Raw genomic sequence first — 22,155 nt, forward strand, 5'->3', positions numbered from 1 at the left:
GAGAAGGGAATCGGCGTTGAGCAGGACGCAGCAGAGGCCGTGGTGTGGTATTGCGCGGCGGCTGAGCAGGGGGATGCTGCGGCTCAATTCAACTTGGCTCTGTGCTATGAGAAGGGAATCGGCGTTGAGCAGGACGCAGCAGAGGCCGTGGTGTGGTATTGCGCGGCGGCTGAGCAGGGGGATGCCGAGGCGCAAAACAACTTAGGCCTGTGCTATGAGAAGGGAATCGGTGTCGAGCAGGACGCAGCGGAAGCCGTGAAATGGTACCGCGCGGCAGCCGAGCAGGAACTTGCCGAGGCGCAAAACAACTTGGGCCTGTGTTATGAGAAGGGAATCGGCGTCGAGCAAGACGCAGCGGAGACCGTGAAGTGGTATCGCGCGGCGGCTGAGCAGGGGGATGCCACGGCTCAATTCAACTTGGCTCTGTGTTATGAGAAGGGAATCGGCGTCGAGCAGGACGCAGCGGATGCCGTGAAGTGGTACCGCGCAGCGGCTGAGCAGGGGGATGCTGCGGCGCAAAACAACTTAGGCCTGTGCTATGAGAAGGGAATCGTTGTCGAGCAGGACGCGGCGGATGCCGTGAAGTGGTACCGCGCCGCGGCCGAGCAGGGAGACGCTGAGGCTCAAGCTAAATTGGGCTGCTGCTACAGAAATGGCATCGGTGTGAAGCAAGATGCAGAGCAAGCCGTGCAATGGTACCGAGCCGCCGCCGAGCAGGGAAACGCAAGGGCTCAAAATAACTTAGGCGCGTGCTATGCGAAGGGAATCGGTGTCGCTCAAGCCGCAGCGGAGGCGGTGAAGTGGTACCGAGCAGCCGCGGAGCAAGGGGAGGCCATCGCGCAACTCAACTTGGGCCTCTGCTATGACCGTGGCAGAGGCGTGGAACAAGACGAAGCGGAAGCGGCGAAGTGGTATCGCGCAGCGGCTGAGCAGGGGAATACCGATGCTCAATTCAACTTGGCTCTGTGCTATGAGTTCGGCACCGGCGTTGAGAAAGATGTGGCAGAGGCCGTGAAATGGTACCGTGCCGCGGCGGAGCAGGGAGACGCCGATGCTCAATTCAACTTGGGCGTGTGCTACGAGGACGGCAGAGGCGTCGAGAAAGACGCGGCAGAAGCGGTGAAGTGGTACCGCGCGGCGGCCGATCAGGGGGATGCTGCGGCGCAAAACAGCTTGGGCGTGTGCTACGAGGACGGCAGAGGCGTTGAGAAAGACGCGGCAGAAGCCGTGAAGTGGTATCGCGCGGCCGCTGAGCAGGGATATGCAAGGGCTCAATTCAACTTGGGCCTGTGCTATGAGTACGGCACCGGCGTTGAGAAAGACGCGGCGGAGGCGGTGAAGTGGTATCGCGCAGCGGCTGAGCAGGGAGACGCTGCGGCGCAATACAACTTGGGCGTGTGCTACGACGACGGCAGAGGCGTCGAGAAAGACGCAGCGGAAGCGGTGAAGTGGTACCGCGCGGCCGCCGAACAGGGGGACGTCGTGGCTCAAATGAAATTGGGCAAGTGCTATGAGAAGGGAATCGGTGTCGATCAAGACGCAGCGGAAGCGGTGAAGTGGTATCGCGCAGCGGCTGAGCAGGGAGATTCCGAGGCTCAATTCAACTTGGCTCTGTGCTATGAGTACGGCAACGGCGTTGAGAAAGACGAGGCAGAGGCGGTGAAGTGGTACCGAGCCGCGGCCAAGCAGGGGGACGTCATGGCCCAATACTATTTGGACTGTGCTACAAGGACGGCAGAGGCGTCGAGAAAGACAAGGCGGAAGCGGTGAAGTGGTACCGCGCGGCAGCCGAGCAGGGTGATGAGCTCGCCCGACGGGCTCTGAAACGCTTGGAGTGATGTGAGCCTGCTTTCGGGCTCAGCGGCGCTCCGGCGGCGGTAGCTTGGCTCGGGGGCGGTCGCTTGCGTGTGTTGAGGCTCTTTCTGAGTCTGGGGACAGGGTGACGCATGGGGAAATGTTGTGTGATGGCTCCATGATGCTGATCCGGCCGCGAGAGGAGGCAAGCGTTCCGTGGGGGGGGCATCGGGGGGCTGTGTCGCTTTGCCTCGGCTTCTGCTCTGATTGTTGGATGCGGAGACTTGACAGGGGGCGGTGCGTCGGTGTAGCATGAGGACGCTGAAGATTGTGTCTTATGAAAAACGTTTCTTTTGCTTTGAGTTTGGCTCTGCTGGCGCCTTTTGCGGCGTCGGCGGAGGGTGTTTCTGCTGCTGATGTGAAGGCGGCGGCTCCGTGTGAAGAGCGTGCGGCGGTGCGCGGTGATGCGCTGGCGCTTGATCTTTTCCGCGAGCTTGTTGCGGAGCGGAGCGGCAATATGATTTTTTCACCCCGTTCGTTGGAGGCGGTGCTCGGGTTGCTGGAGCAGGGGGCGCAGGGGGAAGCGCTGGAGCTGCTGAAGGGGCTGCCGGGCGGCGATCTCAAGGTGGCTTCCGCGATGAAGGTGCAGTCGGCGGATGCTCTTTTCGTGGCGGAGGATTTGAAGCTGCGTCGCGCCTTTGATGATGTGCGGCCCGTGCCCTTTGCGACGAATCCGGCGGAGGCGGTGAGTTTGATCAATGCCTGGTGCGCGGAGCAGACGCGGCAGCTGATTCCGTCTCTCGTTGACGCGTCTTCCGTCACGAAGTCGACGCGCATGGTGGCGGCGAATGCGATTTATTTGGAGGAGCGCTGGCTGCATCCTTTCCCGGCCGAGCAGACGGCGCCGCTTGTTTTCACGCTCAGCGACGGTTCTTCCGTGCGCGTGCCGATGATGAATACGACGGCGAGTTTCGCTTATGCACAGGGGGATGATTGGGCGGCGGTCGCGCTGCCCTACCGCGAGCAGCAGCCCGGGGAGCCGGGTTGCATGGTGGCGGTGCTGCCTCGCGGTCCTCTTGCTGATTTTGTCGCCGGGCTTTCGCCGGAGAAGTGGGAGGGGATTCGCGCGGTGCTGGCGGCGGCTCCGCTTCGCGAGGTTTCCGTCGTGATGCCGACTTTTGAGCTGTGCACGCCGGTGCAGAGTTTGCGTGCGGCGATGGAGCGCCGGGGGATGTCTCTGCTGTTCGACGGTGCCGATTGGTCGGGCTTTACGGCGGAGCCGCTGGTGCTCAGTGATGTGCTTCAGCGCTGCTATGTGAAGGTGGATGAGCAGGGCACGAAGGCAGCCGCCGTGACCGGAGCGATGATGAACCGCATGAGCATCGGGCCCCGTCCGCAGACGATTTGGTTCAATCGTCCCTTTATGTGGGTGATCACGGATCTGACGAGTCCGGCTGCGCCTTATTTCATGGGGGTGGTTGAGCGGCCGGAGGCTCCGCAGAAGCGCTGAGCCGCCTTGCGTTTTCGTTGTGCTGCATGCCCCGGGGCCGCTGAGGCTCCGGGGTGTTTTGTTGTCCGCCGGCGTCGTCGGCTTCGGCGGGGAGGGGCGCCCGGTGTGTCAGGCACGGCACAGGCGGCATGATGGGGGGGGCCGTTCCATGACAAAGGGGGCGACGCCTTGCGGCGCCGCCCCCTGAGAGCTGTGATGTCGATGTCTCCGGCGGATCAGGCTTTCTCGGCCTTGGCCTCTGCCGGCGCGGGCTCATCATCGCTGACTTCTTCGGCGGCGAGCTGCGCGTAGGCGTAGACTTCGTCGGGGTCATCGCCGTGGTGGGCACGGATGACTCGGGTGCGGAAGAGCTTCATGATGAACACGAAGGAGCAGGGGATGAAGAAGATGCCCAGCGCCGTCGCGATGGTCATGCCGATGACGACCACGACGCCGATGGAGTTGCGGGCCAGAGCACCCGAGCCTTCAGCAATCATCAGCGGAACGCAGCCGAGGATGAAGGCGAAGGAGGTCATGAGAATCGGGCGCAGACGCATGCGGGCGGCCTCGACGGCGGCTTCGATAACGCCCATGCCTCGCTCCATCTGCAGCACGGCGAACTCGACGATCAGAATGGCGTTCTTGGCGGCGAGACCCACGAGCATGACGAGGCCGATCTGCGCGTAGAGGTTGAGCTCCATGTGGTTGGCGGCCAAGCCGACGAAGGCGCCGAGCACGGCGATGGGCACGGTGAGGAAGATGGACAGCGGCAGGGTCCACTTCTCATACAGGGCTGCCATGATGAGGAAGGCGAAGACGCCCGAGAGGGTGAAGATGGTGCCGAGGCCGAGGCCGTCCTGCACCTTCTTTTCCTGGAAGCTCATGTCGGCGTAGGTGTATTCGAACTTGTTGCGGTCGCAGGTGTCCATGAAGATGCGCTCGGCGGCTTCCATGGCTTGGGCGGTGGAGAAGCCTTCGGCCGGGACGATGCTGATCGTGGCTGCGTTGTAGCCTTGGTTGTGCATCACGAACTCGGTGTCGGCGATGTCCTTGATGGTGACGAGGGCGCTGAGGGGAACGGATTCTCCCTTGCTGTTGGCAACGTAGAAGTTGGCGATTTGATCGGTGTTGGCGCGGCTGCGGCCGTCAGCCTGCATGTAGACCTGCCACTGCTGGCCGAACTCGGTGTAGTAGTTGACGAAGCTCGAGCCGTTGAAGCATTGCAGCAGGCTGTTGGCTGCGGCGTAGTCGACGCCCTGCGCCAAGCACTTGTCTTTGTCGATGGCGAGGCCCTTCTGCGGCACTTGCGGCAGCATCATGTCCGTGGCCGCGGCGATGGAGGGATCGGCCATGAAGGCGGCCTCGAGTTTCTTGACTTCGGCGTAGAGGGTTTGCACGCCTTGGCCGGCGGTGTCCTGCAGAATGAAGGAGATGTCGTTGCCGGTGCCGACGCCGGGGATGGCGGGCGGGCCGACGACGAAGCTTATGCCGTCAACGCCGCTGGCGGCGAGGGCTGACGTCATGCGCTTCTGAATGTCGTCAGCGGTGGGCAGTTCGCCGTTCTCCATCGCGGGACGATCTTTGAAGGGCTTGAGGGTGACGAAGTAGGTGATGGCGTTGGTCGTCTCAACGCCGATAATGAGGTTCATGCCGACGACGGAGGTGACGACGTCCGTCGCCGGATCCGCCATGATTGTCTTTTCGACGACTTGCGTCTGCTCCTTGAGTCGCTGGAGGGAGACGCTGGGCTTCATGATGACGCCGCAGATGAGGAAGCTTTGGTCCTCATTGGGGAGGAAGCCGCCCGGTACTTTCTTGGAGGCCGGGATGATGCAGAGGATGAGGCCGAGCAGAATCGGCATGGAGATCCAGAGCTTGCGGCACAGGAAGCCGCAGGCGGCTGCAAACTTGGTCGAGACCCAGTCGTAGCCCTTGTTGAAGAGGTTGTAGAAGGGCGTGAAGATGGACTGGTGCTCGGATTTCGGCTTGAGCATCAACGCGCAGAGTGCCGGTGAGAGGGTGAGGGCGTTGAAGGCCGAGATGAGCATCGAGACGGCGATGGTCACGGCGAATTGCTGGAAGAGCGTGCCCGTGATGCCCGGCAGCAGGACGGAGGGCAGGAAGACGGCCGCCAGCACGAGGGCGATGGCGACGACGGGGCCGCTGACTTCTTTCATGGCCGCGAAGGTGGCCTGGCGCGGGGACATGCCGCGTTCCATGTGCGATTCGACGGCTTCAACGACCACGATGGCGTCGTCGACCACCAGACCGATGGCCAGCACCATGCCGAGAAGGCAGATGGTGTTGAGCGAGAAGCCGAGGATGGGGAAGAAGCAGAAGGTGGTGACGAGAGATACCGGGACGGCGATGAGCGGGATGAGGGTCGAGCGGAAGCCTTGGAGGAAGACAAACACGACGATGGCCACCAGAACAAGGGCTTCGATGAGGGTCTGCTTGATTTCCTCAATCGAGTCGCGCACGGTGGTGGTGGTGTCCAGCGAGATGAAGGCGCGCATGCCTTCGGGCAGCACGGCTTCCTTCTGCTTGAAGAGTTCTTGCAGGCGGTCAGCCGTGGCGATGGCGTTGGCGTCGGCACTCTGGTAGATGGCCATGGCGGTGGCCGGGCGGCCGTTGATGCGGCCGGAGAGGGAGTAGGATTGGGTGCCGAGTTCGATGGTGGCGATGTCGCCGAGTTTCACGGCCTGCGTGCCTTTTTGCAGCACGATGATGTCTTTGAACTCGTCAATGGAGCCGAGTCGGCCTTTGTTGCGGATGGTGTAGGTGAACTCCTGACCGTCCGGCATGGGTTCCGCACCGACGGCGCCGCCGGGGTTGATGGTGTTTTGCGCGTTGACGGCGTTGTAGACTTGGGTGACGGAGACGCCTTTCTGCGCCATCTTGCGCGTGTCGAGCCAGATGCGCACGGCGTAGCGGCCGCCGAACACCATGACGTCACCCACGCCGTCGACGCGTTTGATGGGGTCGACGAGGTTGATGTAGGCGTAGCCGGTCAGGTCGATGGTGTCAAAGAAGTCATCCGGCGAGTCGAGCGCGTAGAGCATCAGCGGCAGGCCGGAGGACTGCTGGATGGTCACGCCCATGGCGGTGACCATGCTGGGCAGCTGGGCGTTGGCCTGCTGGTAGCGCATGTTGGTGAGCTGCTGGTTGGTGTTGGCGTCCGTGCCCGGGGAGAAGATGACGCTGATGCTGCATGAGCCGTTGTTGGATGAGGTCGACGTCATGTAGTCCATGTTCTCGAGGCCCGAGAGTTGCAGCTCAACGGGGTTGGCTATGGAGTCCGCCACTTCCTGGGCGTTGGCCCCGGGGTAGCTGGCGCTTATCTGAATGGTGATGGGGGCGATGTCGGGGTACTGGGAGATGGGCAGGCCCATCATGCAGATGATGCCCAGCATCGTGGTGACGATGGAGATGACGCCGGCAATGATGGGGTGTTTGATGAAGAATGGTGACATAGTTCGAAACCTTGGGTATGGTGTTGTTTCTTACCGGGTGAGGCGTATCATTCGGCGGTTTGCGGTTGCGGGGTTGCGTCGGGCGCGCCGGGTGTTGCCGGCGCGTCGGCGGCTGCCTTTGCCGCATCGGCGGGCGCTGTCGCGCTCTGCAGCTGCGTGCTCCGTTGTTCTTCGGCCGTGACGGAGGGTGTCACCGTCTGCGGGGCTTGGTAGATGAAGTCAACGGGGGTGAGCTTGTTGACGCGGGCGCCTTCCTTTTCATTTTGGCCATAGGTTTGCGCGGCAGCGATGGAGCCCTCGACGACGACGCGTGCTTTGGCCGGGTCCTTGATGCCTTGGTTGGCGAGGGTCATGGCCATGAGGTCCTTGAAGCCGCGGGCGCGGGCGATGAGATCGAGCTCATCTTTGGCGCCGGCCTCTTTGAGGACCATCTCGCGGTAGTTTTTGGCGCGGGCGTTCTTGAGCAGCAGCTCGCCCCAGTCGCTCACGCCGGCTTGGGCCGGGGCGTCATCGGGCAGGGGCTTGCCGGCCTGTTTTTCGGCCAGCTCGCGGAAGTTGGCAGCTCCGCTGTCATGCAGGAGCAGTTCACCCCAGTTGGAGACACCGGCGCCCTTGAAGACGAGGGCCTCGAGGCTCGGGGCTTCCTCAATGGCCAGCATGATGGCGGCCGAGGCTTCGCGGTTGACGTCGATGACTTGCATGGGCTGCACGACGGCCTTGCCGTCGGGCCCGGTGACGGGGATGTTGACGGTCGGCCCCGTGGTGACGGGGAGCACGACGGGTGCGTTGCTTTCATCAAGCAGCACGACGACGTGTTGGCCGTTGTTGAAGAGGGGAGCGCGGGCCGGCACGAGGTAGGCGTCCTCGGTCTTCTGGAGCCCGGCGCGCACGCGCACGGCCATGCCCGAGCGCAGACCGCCATCGACGTTTTCCACGTGGCCGATGAGTTTCAGGGTGCCGGTGGATTCGCTCAGGGCGTTGTCGGTGGCGACGACGTGGCCGCGCACGGGGTAGACGCTGTTGTCTTCGAGCACGAGGTCAAACTCGAGCGGCGGTTTCTTTTCTCCGGTTTCGGCTTCTTTGAGGCGGTTGTACCGCTCGAGGCCTTCGAGGGCTTCGGCGGTCGGCACGAGGAAGTCGACGCGGATCGGGTCGAGGGATGAGATGTTGACGAGCGGCGTGCCGGCCGTCGCATCGATCAGATCGCCCTTCGAGACGCGGTGGATGCCGACGCGCCCGTCGAAGGGAGCGTAGATTTCCGTGTAGCTCAGGTTAATTTCCGCCTGGCGCACGGAGGCTTCCATGAGCGAGACGTTGGCCTTCGCCTTCATGAGGTTGGCTTCTTCGGCCTTCAAGGCTGAGCGCGTGTCGGTGATGCGCTTCTTTTCGATGGCGCCGCTGGCGTTGGCGGCCAGTTCCTCGTAGCGCTTGAGGTCGAGTTGGTACATGAGGACGCGGGCGGCCGTCTGCTCAACGGCGGCCTTGGCGGCCGAGAGTTTGGCTTTGGCCTCGGCCAGCGCGGCTTCGTAGGGCGCCGGGTCGATCTTGAAGAGCAGGTCGCCCTTCTTCACCAAGGTGCCGTCGGTAAAGCATTGCTCGAGCAGGAAGCCCGTGATCTTGGCGCGCAGCACCGTCTCGTTGATGCCGCGCAGGGAGCCGAACCACTCGCTCTCCTTGGCGACCGTCTGCTGCATGAGCGGCATGACTTTCACCATGAAGGGAGGCAGGGAGGCTTTGGCGTTCGGGTTTTCGGCGGCGGCTTTACCCTCTTTGGCGGCCTTCGCCTTGGCGACGGCTTCCTGCATGGCGGCAGGCAGGGAGGGGCGGAAGGAGAGCTCGGTTGTGTTGATGGTGGTGGGTTTCTCGCCCGCGCTCAGGCGGCTGTTGGCCGAGGAGATGTTGACGGCGACGACGCTGTTGTCCGGGTCTGCGACCACGGGGACTTCCGTCGCTTGGCTGTAGCCCATCTCGCGGAAGTATTCGTCGAGGTCTTTGCCGCGCGAGGTGATGGCCACCATGTCCTGCTGAGAGCTGTAGCCGTTCTTTTCGTTGACGGTGATGGGATAGACGCCGTCGGTGGTGACGGGAATCATGCGCGGGGTCTTATCCTTGGCAACGGCGAGGATGAAGCTCTGGCGCATGACGGTGCGGATGGCGGCTTGCGGCACCAGCAGGGCTTTCTTCTCGCTGATGGCTACGCGCACGCGGACGGACATGCCGGCGCGCAGCAGGCCGTCGGGGTTGGCGATTTCACCCTGCACGTCGACGAGGCCGTTGTCGTCGATGATGCTCTCCATGGCTTGCAGCTTGCCCTTGATCGGGTAGGTTTCTCCGTTTTCAAGGACGATTTCGAAGGGCGGGGGCTTGGGAGGTTCTTGGCCGCCCTTCTTGCTGCCGTAGCGTCGGAACTGGTCAATGAGCTCGGAGCTGTTGAGCGAGAAGCGCACGAACATCGGGTCGAGCGTTGTCATGTTGGCCAGCTTCGTGCCCGAGCTGACGAGGTCGCCCTGCGAGGCGAGGGCTTCACCGACGACGCCGTTGAAGGGGGCCACTACGGTGCAGTAGTCGAGGTTGATTCGAGCCGTGGCTACGGCTGCTTCCTGCTGTTCGATGTTGGCCAGAGAGGCATCGACGTTGGCCTTGCCGGCCGCGACGGTCTGGCGGGCGTCGTCGAGCTCTTTGGCGGAGGCGGCGTTTGATTTGACAAGACCTTCGAAGCGGGTCAGATCAAGCTGGGCTTTCTCGAGCTCAGCCTCTGCCGCTTCTTTGGCGGCTTTGGCTGCTTCGAGGTTGGCGAGGGCTTGGTCGAGCTGCGTTTGGAAGATGTCCGGCTCGATGCGGAAGAGAACATCGCCTTCGTGGACGAATTGCCCGTCTTTGTAGCATTGCTCCATGAGGAAGCCCGAGATGCGGGCGTAGATGTCCGCATCTTCCTTGCCCCTGATGTAGCCGAACCACTCGCCGTAATCCGTCACGTTTTGCTCGATGATCGGAAAGGTCTTGATGGCGACCTGCTGCCGCGCCTCAGCTTCTTGCTGTTGAGCCTGCGTTTCTTTTTGTTGCTCACAGGAAACGGAGGCCACGCTGAGTGCACAGCACCCCATGGCCAGAGTGAGTAATGTTTGTCTTGTCATGTTGTCGTTGAAAAAGCTGTTTCGATATCGCTCCTCTTCAGGAGCAGGACCTTATTATCATGAAAAGGATGACGAGGAGAAAGAAGGTGGCGAATGCCTTGCCCATGCCGCTGCCTTCACTCGCTGCGGGGGTCGGTTTCTCTCGGCGTTGGGGTGCGCCTGCCTTCGCGGCTCGGCGGAGCCCCAGCAGTTCGAGCAGGTCGTCCAAGCTGCCGGGTTCCCGCGCACTGCCGCGCGCGCTTGTCGCGTTCTCCCGCAGGCTCTCGCTGAGAGTGCGGGCTTGGCTGCTGCTCTCGCTTTTCGGAGAGCGGCGCGACACCGGCGGTTTCGGAGAAACAGGCGGCGTCGGCGGAACGGGAGGAAGGGGAGGCGTCGGCTGCGTCGGCGGAAGGGAGGTCTGCGGTTGCGGAGGCTGCGCCGCGGCGGGTTGCTGCGGAGCGGCGGCGGGCTCTGTCGGCGCAGGCGGCTGCGTCGGCAGGGTGAACTGCATGGGCCGCCGGGCGAGCGAGTGCTCGAGTTGGGTGAAGGCTTCGACGCGCTGATTCTGCTCCTCAACCATGCGGTTGAGTTTTTCAACCAGTTCCCGAGACATGGCGTCGAGAGCCAAGCGCTGAGGCTCGGTTGAGACCTGCGGCGTTTCGCTGTTCTCTGTCTGCGGGTTCATGGTCGGTTGGGTGACTCTGCGGGTTTCGGCTCCGGGCTTTTACTCCGTCTTGTCCGCAGGGGTTTCAGGCGTTGCTATCGGGCAGGCTGCGGCGGCTTCTTCGCCGTCATTCTCCGGTTCCGGGATGACGAGGCGCGACTGCTCGGCCTTCTGCTGCTCCATGGCATCGAGCACGAGGCGCACCATCTTCTGGGTGTCGGCGTGGGTCTGCCAGACGAGCTGCAGGAAGTCCGCCGGGTGGATGTCTCCGTGCTTGCGCAGGAAGTCGCGATCCTTGGCGCAGCCGTACATGATGTCGGGCGAGAGGGTGCCGAAGAGTTTGGCGGCCGCTTTGCGGACGATGCGAGGCAGGTATGCGATCTCGTGGAAGTCCTCGGACTCGGCCGGGAGATCGGAGGCGCGCACGGGTGCTGCCTCGCCCCGGTTGCCGCGCTGAGCCGTCAGGAAGAAATTGCGGCGCACGGAGGCAATGAGCAGTGAGGTGCTGGGGCTCGGTTCTCCCAGCTTGGCGTAGTCCTCCACATAGGCAAACATCTCTTCGGGCAGGTAACCGATGGTGCTCAGGAATTCCTCTTCCTGCGGCAGAAAGAAAGACTCGGGTGCGGACTGCGGATTCTCGTGGTAGCGATCGACGGCCGCACAGAAAAGAGACATGAACTGGTCATTCCACTGCATGGGCTGAGTATAGCGGGAAGTTCTTTTCTTTGCAAGCGTAAAAAGTCGACACCTTTCAGCATGACAAGGCTTTCACGGCAATGCCCCGGCAGAGCGGCTCGGCTCTCAGAGGTAGCGCCGGAGTCTGTAGCGCAGCTCCCGGCGCGCCCGGTGGAGGAGGCTTTTGACGGCGGGGACGCTCTTGTCGAGAATTCGAGAGATTTCCTCATAGCTCATGTCCTGCTCGCGCCGCAGGTGAAGAGCCATGGCCGCATCGGGCGGCAGGGCGGCGAGCGCGGCATCGACGGCGCGCTGCAACTCTTTTTCCTCGAGCTTGGTGTCGGGGGATTGCTCGGTGCTCGGAATGGGAGCGATGCCCTGTTCCATACATCCTTCGAGGGACGTTGTGGGCTTGCGGGTGCGCCGCCGCGTTTCGTTGAACACGAGGTTGCGCAAAATCGTGAAGAGCCAGGTGGAGAACTTGGCCGTCGGTTTGTAGCTGCCGGCAGCCTTCCAGAGGCGAATGAAGGTTCGCTGGGCCAGATCCTCAGCCTCATCCGTGTTGCCCAGCATGCGGTAGGCCATGGTGAAGACCGGCTTCTGGTAACGACGCACGAGCTCGCGCAGGGCCTCTTCGTCCTGCGTGTCTTTTAGCCGCAGCATCAGCTCTGCATCGTCAGCTGCTGCGGCGCTGGCCTCGTCTCTCGGCATGCACAAATGAGGACGGCACCCAAGGCGGATTTTTCCCTGCGGGACGATCCGCCGTCGAATGCCTGTTGCAACGTTCAGTGATTAACCGGGGGCGATGACGGTAGCGGCTTTTCTCCCTCTTCCTTCAGGTTGGCGATCTCTTTGCGCAGCATGCTGCTGACGCGATGCTTGGCTATGTAGATGCCTGCGATGCTGACCCCGAGCATATGTCTGACTTTACTGCTCTCCATCCCCTTGATAACCAAATAATAAAAGATTTGATACTGCTTGGGTGAAACCTTGGATTTGACGCGCTCCAGCGCGGCTTTAATGAGATTCTGCTGCCATTCCTTCTCCCATATCTGTTCGAAGCTCGGCCCGGTGAAATCCTCCATTCGGATGAGCTGCTCCCCGTCGTCTCCGTCGTCCTCCGAGTGCAGCAGCTTTTCCTTGCGGTGCCGGCGGAAGCGATCGTTGATGCGCCAGCCCGTCACCTTCCAAAGCCAGAGTTTGAACGAGCCCCGCTCCGGGTCGTATATCCCCTTGCGGCTTTGCTTGGCAATCGTGAGGATGGTCTCTTGGACAACGTCCCATGCCTCATCGTCGTGCAGACCGGCTTTGATCGCTACGGCGTAGATCAAGCGCCAGTAGGTGCGGTAAAACTCGTCCCAACTGCGGCGATCCTGCCAGTCCTGAAGCCTCAGAATGAGACTGCGACGCGTGCGGGCGGCGTACTTCTCGAGTTCGCCGTCATCCGGATCCTGAATTGTCATCGGAAAATCCACGCTCGACTATTGTAGCAAGCCTCAGGATTCTTGGCAAGGCACAAGAATAGCTTCGCGCATTCCGTGAATCTTTTTTTTGTCCTCAGGCACGATGGTGGCCAAGCATCCGCTCAACGACGTGCGTCCGTCGGGATCTCGGAAGTAGTAGGGGCAGAGCCTCACCCGGCCGCGCATGAGCCTGATGCTGCCGTCGTGCTCGAGGTAGGGGTGTTCGATGAGACGCGTTTCGCGGAATTCCTGCATCAGGCGGAGTTTGTGCGGATACTCGTCCAGAGCGCTCCGCAAGGCTTCCGCCCATTGTGCGGCCGAAACATCGTGGCCGATGACGACGCCGCGCGCGCCCCATGCCCGCTCGTCAAAGCCCGAAATTTTGAGCACGAGGCGCCGCTGCTTCTGGCTCAGCTCCGCCACCTCGCTCCAGCTGTTGAGGTTGAGCCGCGGCAGCGCCGCCTGAGGGGGCAGGGGGGCGGGGTCGACGATCCAACCGTAGGGAATAATCCGGCGCAGGCACTCCAGATGCGCGCCGCGAAGCGCTCGCTGCCAGTACGACCGGAGCCCCGGGTAGTGAAACAGAGCCAGCCAGACCTTCTCCTCGAGGTGGGCGACGGGCGGCGGACTCATGCGAAAGGCCCCCTGCGAAGCGGCTTCAATCAGCGCGCGCGCCGGGGGAATGGCCGCCGTATCGAAGAGCTCGAAAAAGCGGTAGAGGCATGAGCCTTCCGGCAAGCTTTCCGGCAGCGTTTCCGCGTCGCCGCAGGGGTAGGCGTCCCCGAGAGCGTCGGACAAGTACGCCATCTCGGGGCGGTAGTCGGCGGATTCTTCGGATACGGCAATCCGGGCGCCGCCGGGGTGGGCGCGGCGGAATCCCTCGAGGATGCCGTCAGCGCCTCCGAGAACGGGAAAGCCTCGGCGTGCATAGACCTGCGAAAGGAAGAGCGTCAGCCCGGCGCCGCCGGGCACGCTGTCGATTTCCGCGAGGGCCGGGCCGTCTTCACACCAGAGCAGATCGGGGCGGATGAGGGCGGGGCCCGCCTTTCGGCGATAGCGGCGCTGCGCGCGCACCAGCCACTCGGGTTTGCCCGCATCGAGCAGCGGCGCGAGCCACGGCGCCTCGCGACCGTCGACCGAGCGCAGGTAGAGCTCGTGAGCCGCATCCTGAAAACACGCCAGCACATGCCCCAGCCCCTCGAGCCGACGAACCAGTGCACGCGGCAGTCGCAGCGGCTCGGGCGAGAGGCGCCAGGGGATCCCCGGCTCGCGAAAGAGCCCCTGCGGCGGCAGTTGAGCGATGATGTCGTCCCTTGTCGTCACGCCGCTATTTTAGGATGATTCTTCCTTACTGTAAAGATCAAAGGACGATTTTTCTCTGTCAGTTTCTCCTCTGAGCTTGATATGATCGGATATTCAGCCGTTTGATCGTCATAAAAAAAGTTTGATTTTTGCTCCGATAGAGCTTGACCCGAAAGAGGCGTTCGGCTATGATGAGTCCGTGGATAGCTCTGCGCGCCTCGGAGGCTCGACAGAGCGGACGTTCACAACGGACAAACCTAGCCTATACGCTGATATGCCTGAATTCTGCAATGCCTTCAGTGGCCTCGCCGCCGGGCGCAAGCTCACGCACCGCGAGCTTGTGCGCGCCATTCGTTACATGATATCCGCCGAGTACGAGGCCATCCAGCTCTACGAGCAGCTGGCCGAGTCCATCGACTGCGAGCTGGCCCGCAAAGTCCTGCTCGACGTCGCCGACGAAGAAAAGGAGCACGCCGGCGAGTTCCGCCGCCTGCTCAGCATGCTCGCCCCCGAGGATGAACCCTTCTACGCCGACGGCATGAAGGAGACTGACGAGGCGGCGGCCGAGCTCGAATCCGACTGCTGCTGCAAGAAAGACGCCTGCTGCGCTGAGAGCGGCGACTGCAAGTGCTGAAAAGCCCTCAGAGCCGTTTCCCCTTCAGAGCGCGGAGCCGCAGGGCTCCGCGCTCTTCCTTTCTCTCGCACGGCCGCCGCTGCGGCCTTCACCGCCGAGCCGGGAGCTCCGCCCGCACCACTTCGTCTCCATGTCCTCCCTTCCTTCCTTCCGCGTCGTTCGGCAGGGTTCTGCATGCTTCGGCGTCGTTCTGCATGCTTCGGCGTCGTTCGGCAAGCTTCGGCGTCGCTCTGCATGCTTCGGCAGGGGGGGGCGGCATGCTTCGGCCGGGAGCGCGACGCGTTTTGCGCATTGACAGCGAGCCGACGTTAAGGTAAGCTTGCCCCCGCTATGGCAGGAATCATCATTGCCCCCAAGGCCCGCATCTTTCATGGTCACGACTGGGTTTACGGAACGGAAGTTCGCTCAGTATTCGGCAACCCGAAGCCCGGTGACGTCGTCTTGCTGAAAGATCAGCGCGACCGCTACCTCGGCTCTGCCATGTACAACCCTCATTCGCAGATTGTCGCGCGGCGTTTCTCGCGCCGCAAGCAGGATCTCGACCGCGACTTCTTCGTGAGGCGCATCTCTCAGGCCATTGCCCTGCGCGAACGCCTGCTGCCGGGCGAAGACATGATGCGTCTCGTGTGGAGCGAAAGCGACGGACTGCCCGGCCTCATCATCGACCGCTACGTCGACGTCCTCGTCGTGCAGACGCTCACGATAGCCATGCACCAGCGCCTCGGGCTCATTCGAGACATCCTCGGCGACCTCATGCAGCCCCGCAGCATCATCGTGCGCAACGATTCGCCCATGCTGTTGGCCGAAGGCATCGAGCCTGAAACATACGTCGCCGCAGGCGAGCCGCCCGAGCCCTTTGTCGCGACGGCCCGCGGCCTGCGCTTCTGCGTCGATCTCGCCACGGGGCAGAAAACCGGCCTCTATCTCGATCAGATGGACAATTATCAGGCGGTGGCGCGTTTCGCTCGCGGTCGCCGCGTGCTCGACTGCTTCTGCAATCAGGGCGGCTTTGCCCTCGCCTGCGCCAAGGCCGGAGCCGCCTCGGTGACGGCCGTGGACATCTCCGAAGACGCCGTCTCCTCCGTGCGCCGCAACGCCGAACTCAACGGCGTCAGGATTGAAGCGATCGCCGCCAACGCCTTCGACTTCCTCAAGGCAGAGAGCGACCTCGTGCGCAACGGCGGCGAGCCGAAATGGGACCTCATCGTTCTCGACCCCCCCAGCTTCACGCGCAACAAAAAGAGCCTCACCGGAGCGCTGCGCGGCTACAAAGAAATTCACCTCCGCGCCATGAAGATGCTGCCCGTAGGCGGTGTACTCTCGACCTTCTGCTGCTCGCACCACGCGAGCTCGGCGCTCTTCCGCCAGACCATCGCCGATGCCGCCGTCGACGGCCACTGCACCCTGCGCCTCGCGGCCCCGCACGGGCAGAGCCCCGATCACCCGGTTCTGCTCAACATCCCGGAGACCGAATACCTCAAAGGCTTCACCTTCGAGATGGTGCCCGGGAGGTAAGCGGGGCAATGCGGGGCGGCAAGTGCGCTGCATCGCCCGACATCGCCCGATTCCGCGAAGGCGCGGCCCTGCGGCGGGTGAGAATCGCGCACGGCGAGCCCGGATGTATTATTTTTCTTGAATGTTTCAGACTTCGTGATACGGTAGACGCATGCTTGCCAGGAGACGCCTTAGAGTTCGGCTGACAACCTTGATCCTCGTCATCGCGACCCTCGCGGGCGCCGCCCTGCTGCGCGTGCAGGGGCCCGAGGCCGATACTCCCCGTTTGGAGCTCATCGGCGACGCCTCGGCCGAGCCCCTCGCGAGCCCGTCGCGCACGCCTGAAGCGGAGCAGCGCGAACTCATCATCCTGAACTACCGCAGCATCAGCCTCAACGGCGAATACGGCAGCTTGGGGCTCGCGGTCTTCCATCGGCAGATGCAGTATCTGGCAGAGCTCGGGCTCAAGCCCGTGTCGCTGCCCGACGTGCTCGCGTGGCATGCCGGCAAAAAGTCCTTGTCCCCCGGCAGCGTTTTGATTTGTTTTGACACGGCGTCGGACGACTTCGTGCGCTACGCCTTGCCCGTCCTCCATCTGCTCAACTATCCCGCTGCCGTCCTGGCCGATGAGCGCAACCTCCAATCCGTCCCCGGCTTCCTGACACCGCGCCGTCTCAGCAATCTGCAGCAGCGCGGCATTCACCACATTTGCGCCACGCTGCACCGACTCTCCCCCGACCAGTGGGCGCTTGCCCGCCGTCGGGGAACGGCCGAATTCCATCGGCTCGTCGAGGAGGAAATCATCGGCGGCGTGCGTGCCTTCCGCGAAAGCTTCGGGCACTGTGAGGCCCTCGCCCTGCCGCCCGGCCTCGTCAAGGCCACCAACCTGACCGGGGAGCTTGCGGCGGAATCCTGCACCCTCGTCATGGCTGAAGGGAAGTCGCCGACCGCCGTCAACGCCCCGGGAGCGGAACTCGTGCGCTTCGACATCAACAGCAGCAGCGACTTTGCCCGTGCCCTCAGCGGCGGAGACACGAGCCGCCAGAGCCGCATCTACAAGGCTCTCGCGGCCGTCACCCTCCCCGACGGCAGTCCCGGAACCGACGGCTGGCAGCCCGTGACCGACGTTGATGCCGAGATCGCCGAGGCCGCAGACCCCGACTTCATGCAGACGGATGAAGTGCTTGAGCCCACCTACGGGCGCCTTGCCCGCCGCCACGGCGACGGCGATTGGGTGACGACGCGCTTCGACGCCCCGCTCGTGCCCCGCGACAAGACGCGCGTCGCCGTGCTGGGCTACCACAACTTCAGCAACAAGCGCAAGCCCACGGAGATGCTCATGCGCACCTCGGAGTTCTGCACGCAGATGCAGTACATCCGCGATGCCGGACTGAGCGTCATCAGCATGCAGGACTTTCTGGAATGGCGCCGCGGGCGGCGTTGCCTGCCGGAGCGCTGCGTCCTCATCACCATTGACGACGGCTGGAAGAGCGTCTACAGCGACGCCTATCCCGTGCTCAAAGCCTACGGCTATCCCTTCACCCTCTTCCTCTACACGCGCTACATCGACGTGCAGGGCGACTCCATGACGGTAGCCATGATACGCGAGATGACGGAGCACGGAGCCACCATCGGCAGCCACTCCTCCAACCATCTCTACCCGCGTGAATGGAAGCGCAACGCGCAAGACAGCCCGGCCTACGAAGCCATGCTGAAGCGAGAAATCATCGACTCCGGCGATCGTCTCGCCAAGCTCTTTGCACCGACGCCCTGTTCCGCCTACTGCTACCCGGGCGGCTACAACACACCGCCCATGCTGGAGACCCTCAAAACATCGCGCTACAAGGCGGCCTTCACCGTTTTGGAGAAGAAGGTGAGCTGCACCGAACCCGTCTACCTGACCCATCGCTACATGGTGTTCGGCACGGAGCCCTCCATCTTCCGCCGCGCCGTCAATTTCGACGGGACCGAGAACGCGCCCAACGTGCGCCGCGGGCTTGCCGAGGCGGAGCCGCGCGCCCGCGCCTTCTTCCCCGCCGCCTTCCCGGCCGATCCTGCTTCTTCCGCTACTCCTACCTCTTCCGCTACGCCTGCCTCTTCCGCTTCTCCTGCCGCGTCGCCTAGGAAGAGCTCGCCGGCTCTGCCTCCGGACGAAGACATCGCCGTTGACCCGGACGAAGATGTTGCCGAAGATCCCGATGACGACCTGCCGGCGGCCGACGAGGTCTCGCCCTTGCCCCCGCTGCCGTCCGAGCCCGTCGGCGCTTATGCCCTCTGAGTTTCCTCGTCGAATCGAACACCCGCGAGCCCCGAAAGCTCCTCTTTCGGCTCGCCGCTCTCTGTCGGATTCGGCCATCCTCTCCAGCTCTCGTCATGAGGAGAGAAGAGGAGAGAAGAGGAGGGAGCGAGCAAGGAGAGAGGATGGAGGAGGGAATCGCAGCGGCTTGATCTTCTCGGATGAACCGTTATCCGACAGGCGGCGGAAAGTGGCGAGTCGAATTGTGACTAAAAAGACACAATGAACGTGCATTATTTTCTTGCTATGACTCCAACGACAGAGTATCCTGCTCCGAGCTGCTCGGGGCAGTTTGCAACCCTGACGTGCCGGCCGAAAAATAAGTTTGTCAACGATATGTCACAAATGTCTTCTCCCATCACTGGGACGCCGTCCGGCGAGCTGCGTGAGCGGCGAGACAAAGATGCCGGCGGCAGGGTGAAGACAATCGCACCATGAAGACGACCGCGCCATGAAGACAATCGTACAAATCCGGCCCTCGGCAGAGCGCGCTCGTTCGAGGGCGTTGGTCGACGGCGCTCTGAGGCTTCGGTCGCTTCCCTGACATTTCGGCGGCGCTTTTCGCGAGACGTATCGACTTGAAAACAGTATAAAATCATGCAAGGCATCCCCAAGTACACAGACATGAACACGGGCCTGAGCTCAGCAGAAGTTGAGGCCAGCCGCAAGAAGTACGGCAGCAACCAACTCACCCCGCCCTCGCGAGACCCGTGGTGGGTGCAGTTGCTGGAGAAGTTCACGGACCCGCTCATCGTCATCCTGATGGTCGCCGCCGTTATCTCCTTCATCCCCGTCATCTTTGTCCCGGGGCATTCGTGGTTTGAGAGCGCGGGCATCGTCGGTGCCGTTCTGCTGGCCACCACCGTCGGCTTCATCAACGAGTACCGCGCCAACAAGGAATTCGACATCCTCAACCAAGTCAATGATGTCACCCCCGTGCGCGTCCTGCGCGACGGCAAACACCGCATGGTGCCCAAGAACGAACTCGTCGTCGGCGACATCGTCACGCTCGGAGCGGGGGAAGAGGTGCCGGCCGACGGCGTCGTGCTTGAAGCCGTATCGCTCAAAATCAACCAGTCATCACTGACCGGCGAATCCGAGCCGGTGCTCAAGCACCCCGGAGCCGATGAAGACGCCCTGCCCGGAGCTTACCCGGCCGACGTCGTGCTGCGCAGCACCCTCGTGGCCGAAGGCAACGGCATCATCTGCGTCACCAAAGTCGGCGATGCGACGGAAATCGGCCGCGTGGCCGAGGCCGCATCGGCCGAGTCCGAATCCAAATCACCGCTCAATCAGCAGCTGGGCGCCCTGTCTCAGGGCATCAACGTGCTGGGCTTCAGCATCGCCTTCATCCTCTTTGTCTCCCTTGTCGTGCACGACGTGTTGCGCGGCAACTTTGCGCTGAGCACGGGGCAGTGGTGCTTCTTCGGCGGGCTCGTGCTTTCGCTGGCCGTGATGCTGCTCAAGATCTGGTATCCGGTGCTGCACGACCTGCTCGGCTATGGCAGAATCGCCATACCCACGCCCGGCCTCATCGAAGCCAAAGACGGGAAATCCTGGCTGATCTGCGTGGTGTCCGGCCTCATCATCTTCGCCGTCATCACCGGAAGCCTCATCGGCGCCGGGATGATCGCCTCGGAAATGACGACGTGGATGCCCGAGACAGCGGCCGCTCACCTGCTGCGCTATTTCATGATCGCCATCACGCTGATTGTCGTGGCCGTGCCCGAGGGCCTGCCGATGAGCGTCACCCTCAGCCTCGCCTACAGCATGCGCAAGATGGCGCGGCAAAACAACCTCGTGCGCCAGATGGACGCCTGCGAGACCATCGGCGCTGCCACCGTCGTCTGCTCCGACAAGACCGGCACGCTGACAATGAACCTCATGACCGTTCGCGAGGCCCACTTCCCGGGGCTTGCGGAGCAGGGGAGCGCCGCGCCCGTCTTCCCGCTTCTGACGGAAGCCGTCTCGGCGAACTCCACCGCCGACCTCGATGAGAACGGCAAGGTGCTCGGCAACGTCACCGAAGGCGCCATGCTCATGTATCTTGCCGACAAGGGAGCGTCGTACGGCAAGAGCCGCGCAGCCTTCGACAAGATCTGCCAGCTGCCCTTCCACACGAAAAACAAATTCATGGCCACCTGCGGCCGCTCGGCCGTGCTCGGCGGCAAGGAGCTCATCTACGTCAAGGGTGCGCCCGAAGTCGTGCTCTCCATGTGCACATCGAGCTATCAAGGCGTCCTCGACGAGGCCGCTCGCCGCACCGTCACCGACGACGTTGCCTCGGCCCAGCGCAAAGCCATGCGCGTGCTGGGCCTGGCCTACCGCGAAGGCCGCGCCGATAGCCCCGAGGCTCTGCGCGATGCCTGCCGCGACCTCGTCTGGTTGGGCTGCTTCGTCATTCAGGACCCGGTGCGCCCGGACGTGCCGGACGCCGTGCGCGTCTGCCGCAAGGCCGGAGTGGATATCAAGATCGTCACGGGCGACAACTACGAAACCGCCTGCCAGATCGGACGCGAAATCGGCCTGCTGCCCGAGGGAGACCTGCCGCCCAACGCCGTGCTGACCGGCGATCAGTTTGCCAAACTCAGCGACGAGCAGCTGCTGGCCGAAGTGCGCGACCTGCGCGTCCTCTCACGGGCCAAGCCGATGGACAAGCTCAGACTCGTCAACGCCTTGCAGAAGAACAACGAAGTCGTCGCCGTCACCGGCGACGGCACGAACGACGCTCCCGCACTCAACCATGCCGACGTCGGCCTCTCCATGGGCATCACCGGCACCTCGGTGGCCAAGGAAGCCTCGGACATCATCCTGCTCGACGACTCCTTCGTCAGCATTACCCGCGCCATCAAGTGGGGGCGTTCACTCTACCGCAACATCCAGAAGTTCATTGTGTTCCAGCTGACGGTCAACGTCGTGGCCTGCGGTATTGCAGCACTCGGACCCTTCATCGGCTGCGATCTGCCCCTGACGGTGACGCAGATGCTCTGGGTCAACCTCATCATGGACACCTTTGCCGCGCTCGCCCTCGCCACGGAGCCGCCCAGCGACGACGTCATGGAGCACAAACCGCGCAACAAGATGGCCTTCATCATCACGCCGGCCATGTGGCGTTGGATTCTCGGCTTGGGCGTTGTCTTCATCGCTGCGCTTCTCTGCTACATCAAATCGATGCCTGAAGAGTTCTTGCCCGACGGATCCACGAATCCCGCCTTCATTCAATCCGCCACGGTGCTGTTCACGGGCTTCGTTATGCTGCAGTTCTGGAACCTCTTCAACGCCAGGGTCTACGGCTGCAACAAGAGCTTTGTTGACGGAATCTTCCGAAACAAGAGCTTCCTGCTCATCCTCGCCATTATCCTCATCGGCCAGATACTGGCCGTCGAGTTCGGATCAGTCGTCTTCCGAACGACTTCCCTGAGCGTGACGGATTGGTTGATCATTGCCGCCGCCACCTGCCCGGTACTCATCATCGGTGAAATTGTCCGACTGATAGCGCGCCTTCGCGAAAAGGCATCAGCCTGACGCCGTTCTGCGATCCGAGCCGGAGGCGATGAGCCTCCGGCTCTTTTTTTGAGGGGGAGGGAAGGGCCGCCCGCCGCCATCACCTCCTGCTCCGCCCTCTGTAGAGAGCGTTGAGCCGAAGAGACGGAGCCGATGTGACAAAACATATCCGGCGCCGAGGGGAGAGTCGGCATCCGGCAACGCGACGCGTCGCGAACCGTCCGCAACATTTGACAAAGGCCGAGAAGGCTGCG

14 protein-coding genes are annotated in these 22,155 nt (G+C 62.8%); 7 read left to right on the forward strand and 7 right to left on the reverse strand.

The features are described from left to right. The 3 genes from AC6UAL_RS07550 to AC6UAL_RS07560 all read left to right on the forward strand — a co-directional run. On the forward strand, positions 1-1,770 hold a 1,770-nt coding region (locus tag AC6UAL_RS07550; RefSeq protein WP_500682767.1), incomplete at its 5' end, for a tetratricopeptide repeat protein. Then, complete coding sequence (locus tag AC6UAL_RS07555) at positions 1,719-1,838, forward strand: SEL1-like repeat protein (RefSeq protein ID WP_500682783.1); 120 nt, start codon at positions 1,719-1,721, stop codon at positions 1,836-1,838. The genes AC6UAL_RS07550 and AC6UAL_RS07555, both read left to right, overlap by 52 nt. Positions 1,839-2,131: 293 nt before the next feature. After that, a complete protein-coding gene (locus tag AC6UAL_RS07560; protein WP_500682768.1) occupies positions 2,132-3,304 on the forward strand; it encodes a serpin family protein in 1,173 nt (390 codons plus the stop codon). Positions 3,305-3,519: 215 nt separating this feature from the next. Here AC6UAL_RS07560 and AC6UAL_RS07565 read toward each other — a convergent pair whose 3' ends face one another. The 7 genes from AC6UAL_RS07565 to AC6UAL_RS07595 all read right to left on the reverse strand — a co-directional run bounded on the left by AC6UAL_RS07565 (position 3,520) and on the right by AC6UAL_RS07595 (position 13,994). Next, entirely contained in the window at positions 3,520-6,756 is a 3,237-nt protein-coding gene (locus tag AC6UAL_RS07565) for an efflux RND transporter permease subunit (protein WP_500682769.1), read from the reverse strand. A gap of 47 nt (positions 6,757-6,803) precedes the next feature. Further along, positions 6,804-9,890, reverse strand: a complete 3,087-nt coding sequence (locus AC6UAL_RS07570; protein WP_500682770.1) for an efflux RND transporter periplasmic adaptor subunit — start codon at positions 9,888-9,890, stop codon at positions 6,804-6,806. 37 nt (positions 9,891-9,927) lie between these two features. Then, positions 9,928-10,554 (reverse strand): hypothetical protein, encoded by a 627-nt coding sequence (locus AC6UAL_RS07575; RefSeq protein ID WP_500682771.1) that lies wholly within the window; start codon positions 10,552-10,554, stop codon positions 9,928-9,930. A 39-nt stretch (positions 10,555-10,593) separates the two neighbouring features. After that, positions 10,594-11,229: a hypothetical protein gene (locus tag AC6UAL_RS07580; protein WP_500682772.1), complete on the reverse strand. Its 636-nt coding sequence runs from the start codon at positions 11,227-11,229 to the stop codon at positions 10,594-10,596. A gap of 105 nt (positions 11,230-11,334) precedes the next feature. After that, positions 11,335-11,919: an RNA polymerase sigma factor gene (locus AC6UAL_RS07585; RefSeq protein WP_500682773.1), complete on the reverse strand. Its 585-nt coding sequence runs from the start codon at positions 11,917-11,919 to the stop codon at positions 11,335-11,337. 74 nt (positions 11,920-11,993) lie between these two features. Further along, positions 11,994-12,683, reverse strand: coding sequence for an RNA polymerase sigma factor (locus AC6UAL_RS07590; protein ID WP_500682774.1), 690 nt, complete (start codon positions 12,681-12,683; stop codon positions 11,994-11,996). Positions 12,684-12,704: 21 nt separating this feature from the next. Further along, complete coding sequence (locus AC6UAL_RS07595; RefSeq protein WP_500682775.1) at positions 12,705-13,994, reverse strand: hypothetical protein; 1,290 nt, start codon at positions 13,992-13,994, stop codon at positions 12,705-12,707. A gap of 253 nt (positions 13,995-14,247) precedes the next feature. Between AC6UAL_RS07595 and AC6UAL_RS07600 the strand changes: the two genes are divergently transcribed. The 4 genes from AC6UAL_RS07600 to AC6UAL_RS07615 all read left to right on the forward strand — a co-directional run bounded on the left by AC6UAL_RS07600 (position 14,248) and on the right by AC6UAL_RS07615 (position 21,922). Next, positions 14,248-14,607 (forward strand): ferritin family protein, encoded by a 360-nt coding sequence (locus tag AC6UAL_RS07600; protein WP_500682776.1) that lies wholly within the window; start codon positions 14,248-14,250, stop codon positions 14,605-14,607. 330 nt (positions 14,608-14,937) lie between these two features. Further along, positions 14,938-16,122 (forward strand): class I SAM-dependent rRNA methyltransferase, encoded by a 1,185-nt coding sequence (locus tag AC6UAL_RS07605; protein WP_500682777.1) that lies wholly within the window; start codon positions 14,938-14,940, stop codon positions 16,120-16,122. A gap of 190 nt (positions 16,123-16,312) precedes the next feature. Beyond that, a complete protein-coding gene (locus AC6UAL_RS07610; RefSeq protein ID WP_500682778.1) occupies positions 16,313-18,379 on the forward strand; it encodes a polysaccharide deacetylase family protein in 2,067 nt (688 codons plus the stop codon). A gap of 615 nt (positions 18,380-18,994) precedes the next feature. Continuing rightward, a complete protein-coding gene (locus tag AC6UAL_RS07615) occupies positions 18,995-21,922 on the forward strand; it encodes a calcium-translocating P-type ATPase, PMCA-type (protein WP_500682779.1) in 2,928 nt (975 codons plus the stop codon). Positions 21,923-22,155 lie beyond the last annotated feature (233 nt).

Origin of the sequence: Candidatus Parakkermansia intestinigallinarum, assembly GCF_944389695.1 — a bacterium.
Classification (GTDB): Bacteria; Verrucomicrobiota; Verrucomicrobiia; order Verrucomicrobiales; family Akkermansiaceae; genus Akkermansia; species Akkermansia intestinigallinarum.

Coding starts and splice junctions, on each gene's coding strand:
- AC6UAL_RS07560 (WP_500682768.1), top strand. CDS start 2,132: ATGAAAAACGTTTCTTTTGCTTTGAGTTTGGCTCTGCTGGCGCCTTTT.
- AC6UAL_RS07565 (WP_500682769.1), bottom strand. CDS start 6,756: ATGTCACCATTCTTCATCAAACACCCCATCATTGCCGGCGTCATCTCC.
- AC6UAL_RS07570 (WP_500682770.1), bottom strand. CDS start 9,890: ATGACAAGACAAACATTACTCACTCTGGCCATGGGGTGCTGTGCACTC.
- AC6UAL_RS07575 (WP_500682771.1), bottom strand. CDS start 10,554: ATGAACCCGCAGACAGAGAACAGCGAAACGCCGCAGGTCTCAACCGAG.
- AC6UAL_RS07580 (WP_500682772.1), bottom strand. CDS start 11,229: ATGCAGTGGAATGACCAGTTCATGTCTCTTTTCTGTGCGGCCGTCGAT.
- AC6UAL_RS07585 (WP_500682773.1), bottom strand. CDS start 11,919: ATGCCGAGAGACGAGGCCAGCGCCGCAGCAGCTGACGATGCAGAGCTG.
- AC6UAL_RS07600 (WP_500682776.1), top strand. CDS start 14,248: ATGCCTGAATTCTGCAATGCCTTCAGTGGCCTCGCCGCCGGGCGCAAG.
- AC6UAL_RS07605 (WP_500682777.1), top strand. CDS start 14,938: ATGGCAGGAATCATCATTGCCCCCAAGGCCCGCATCTTTCATGGTCAC.
- AC6UAL_RS07615 (WP_500682779.1), top strand. CDS start 18,995: ATGCAAGGCATCCCCAAGTACACAGACATGAACACGGGCCTGAGCTCA.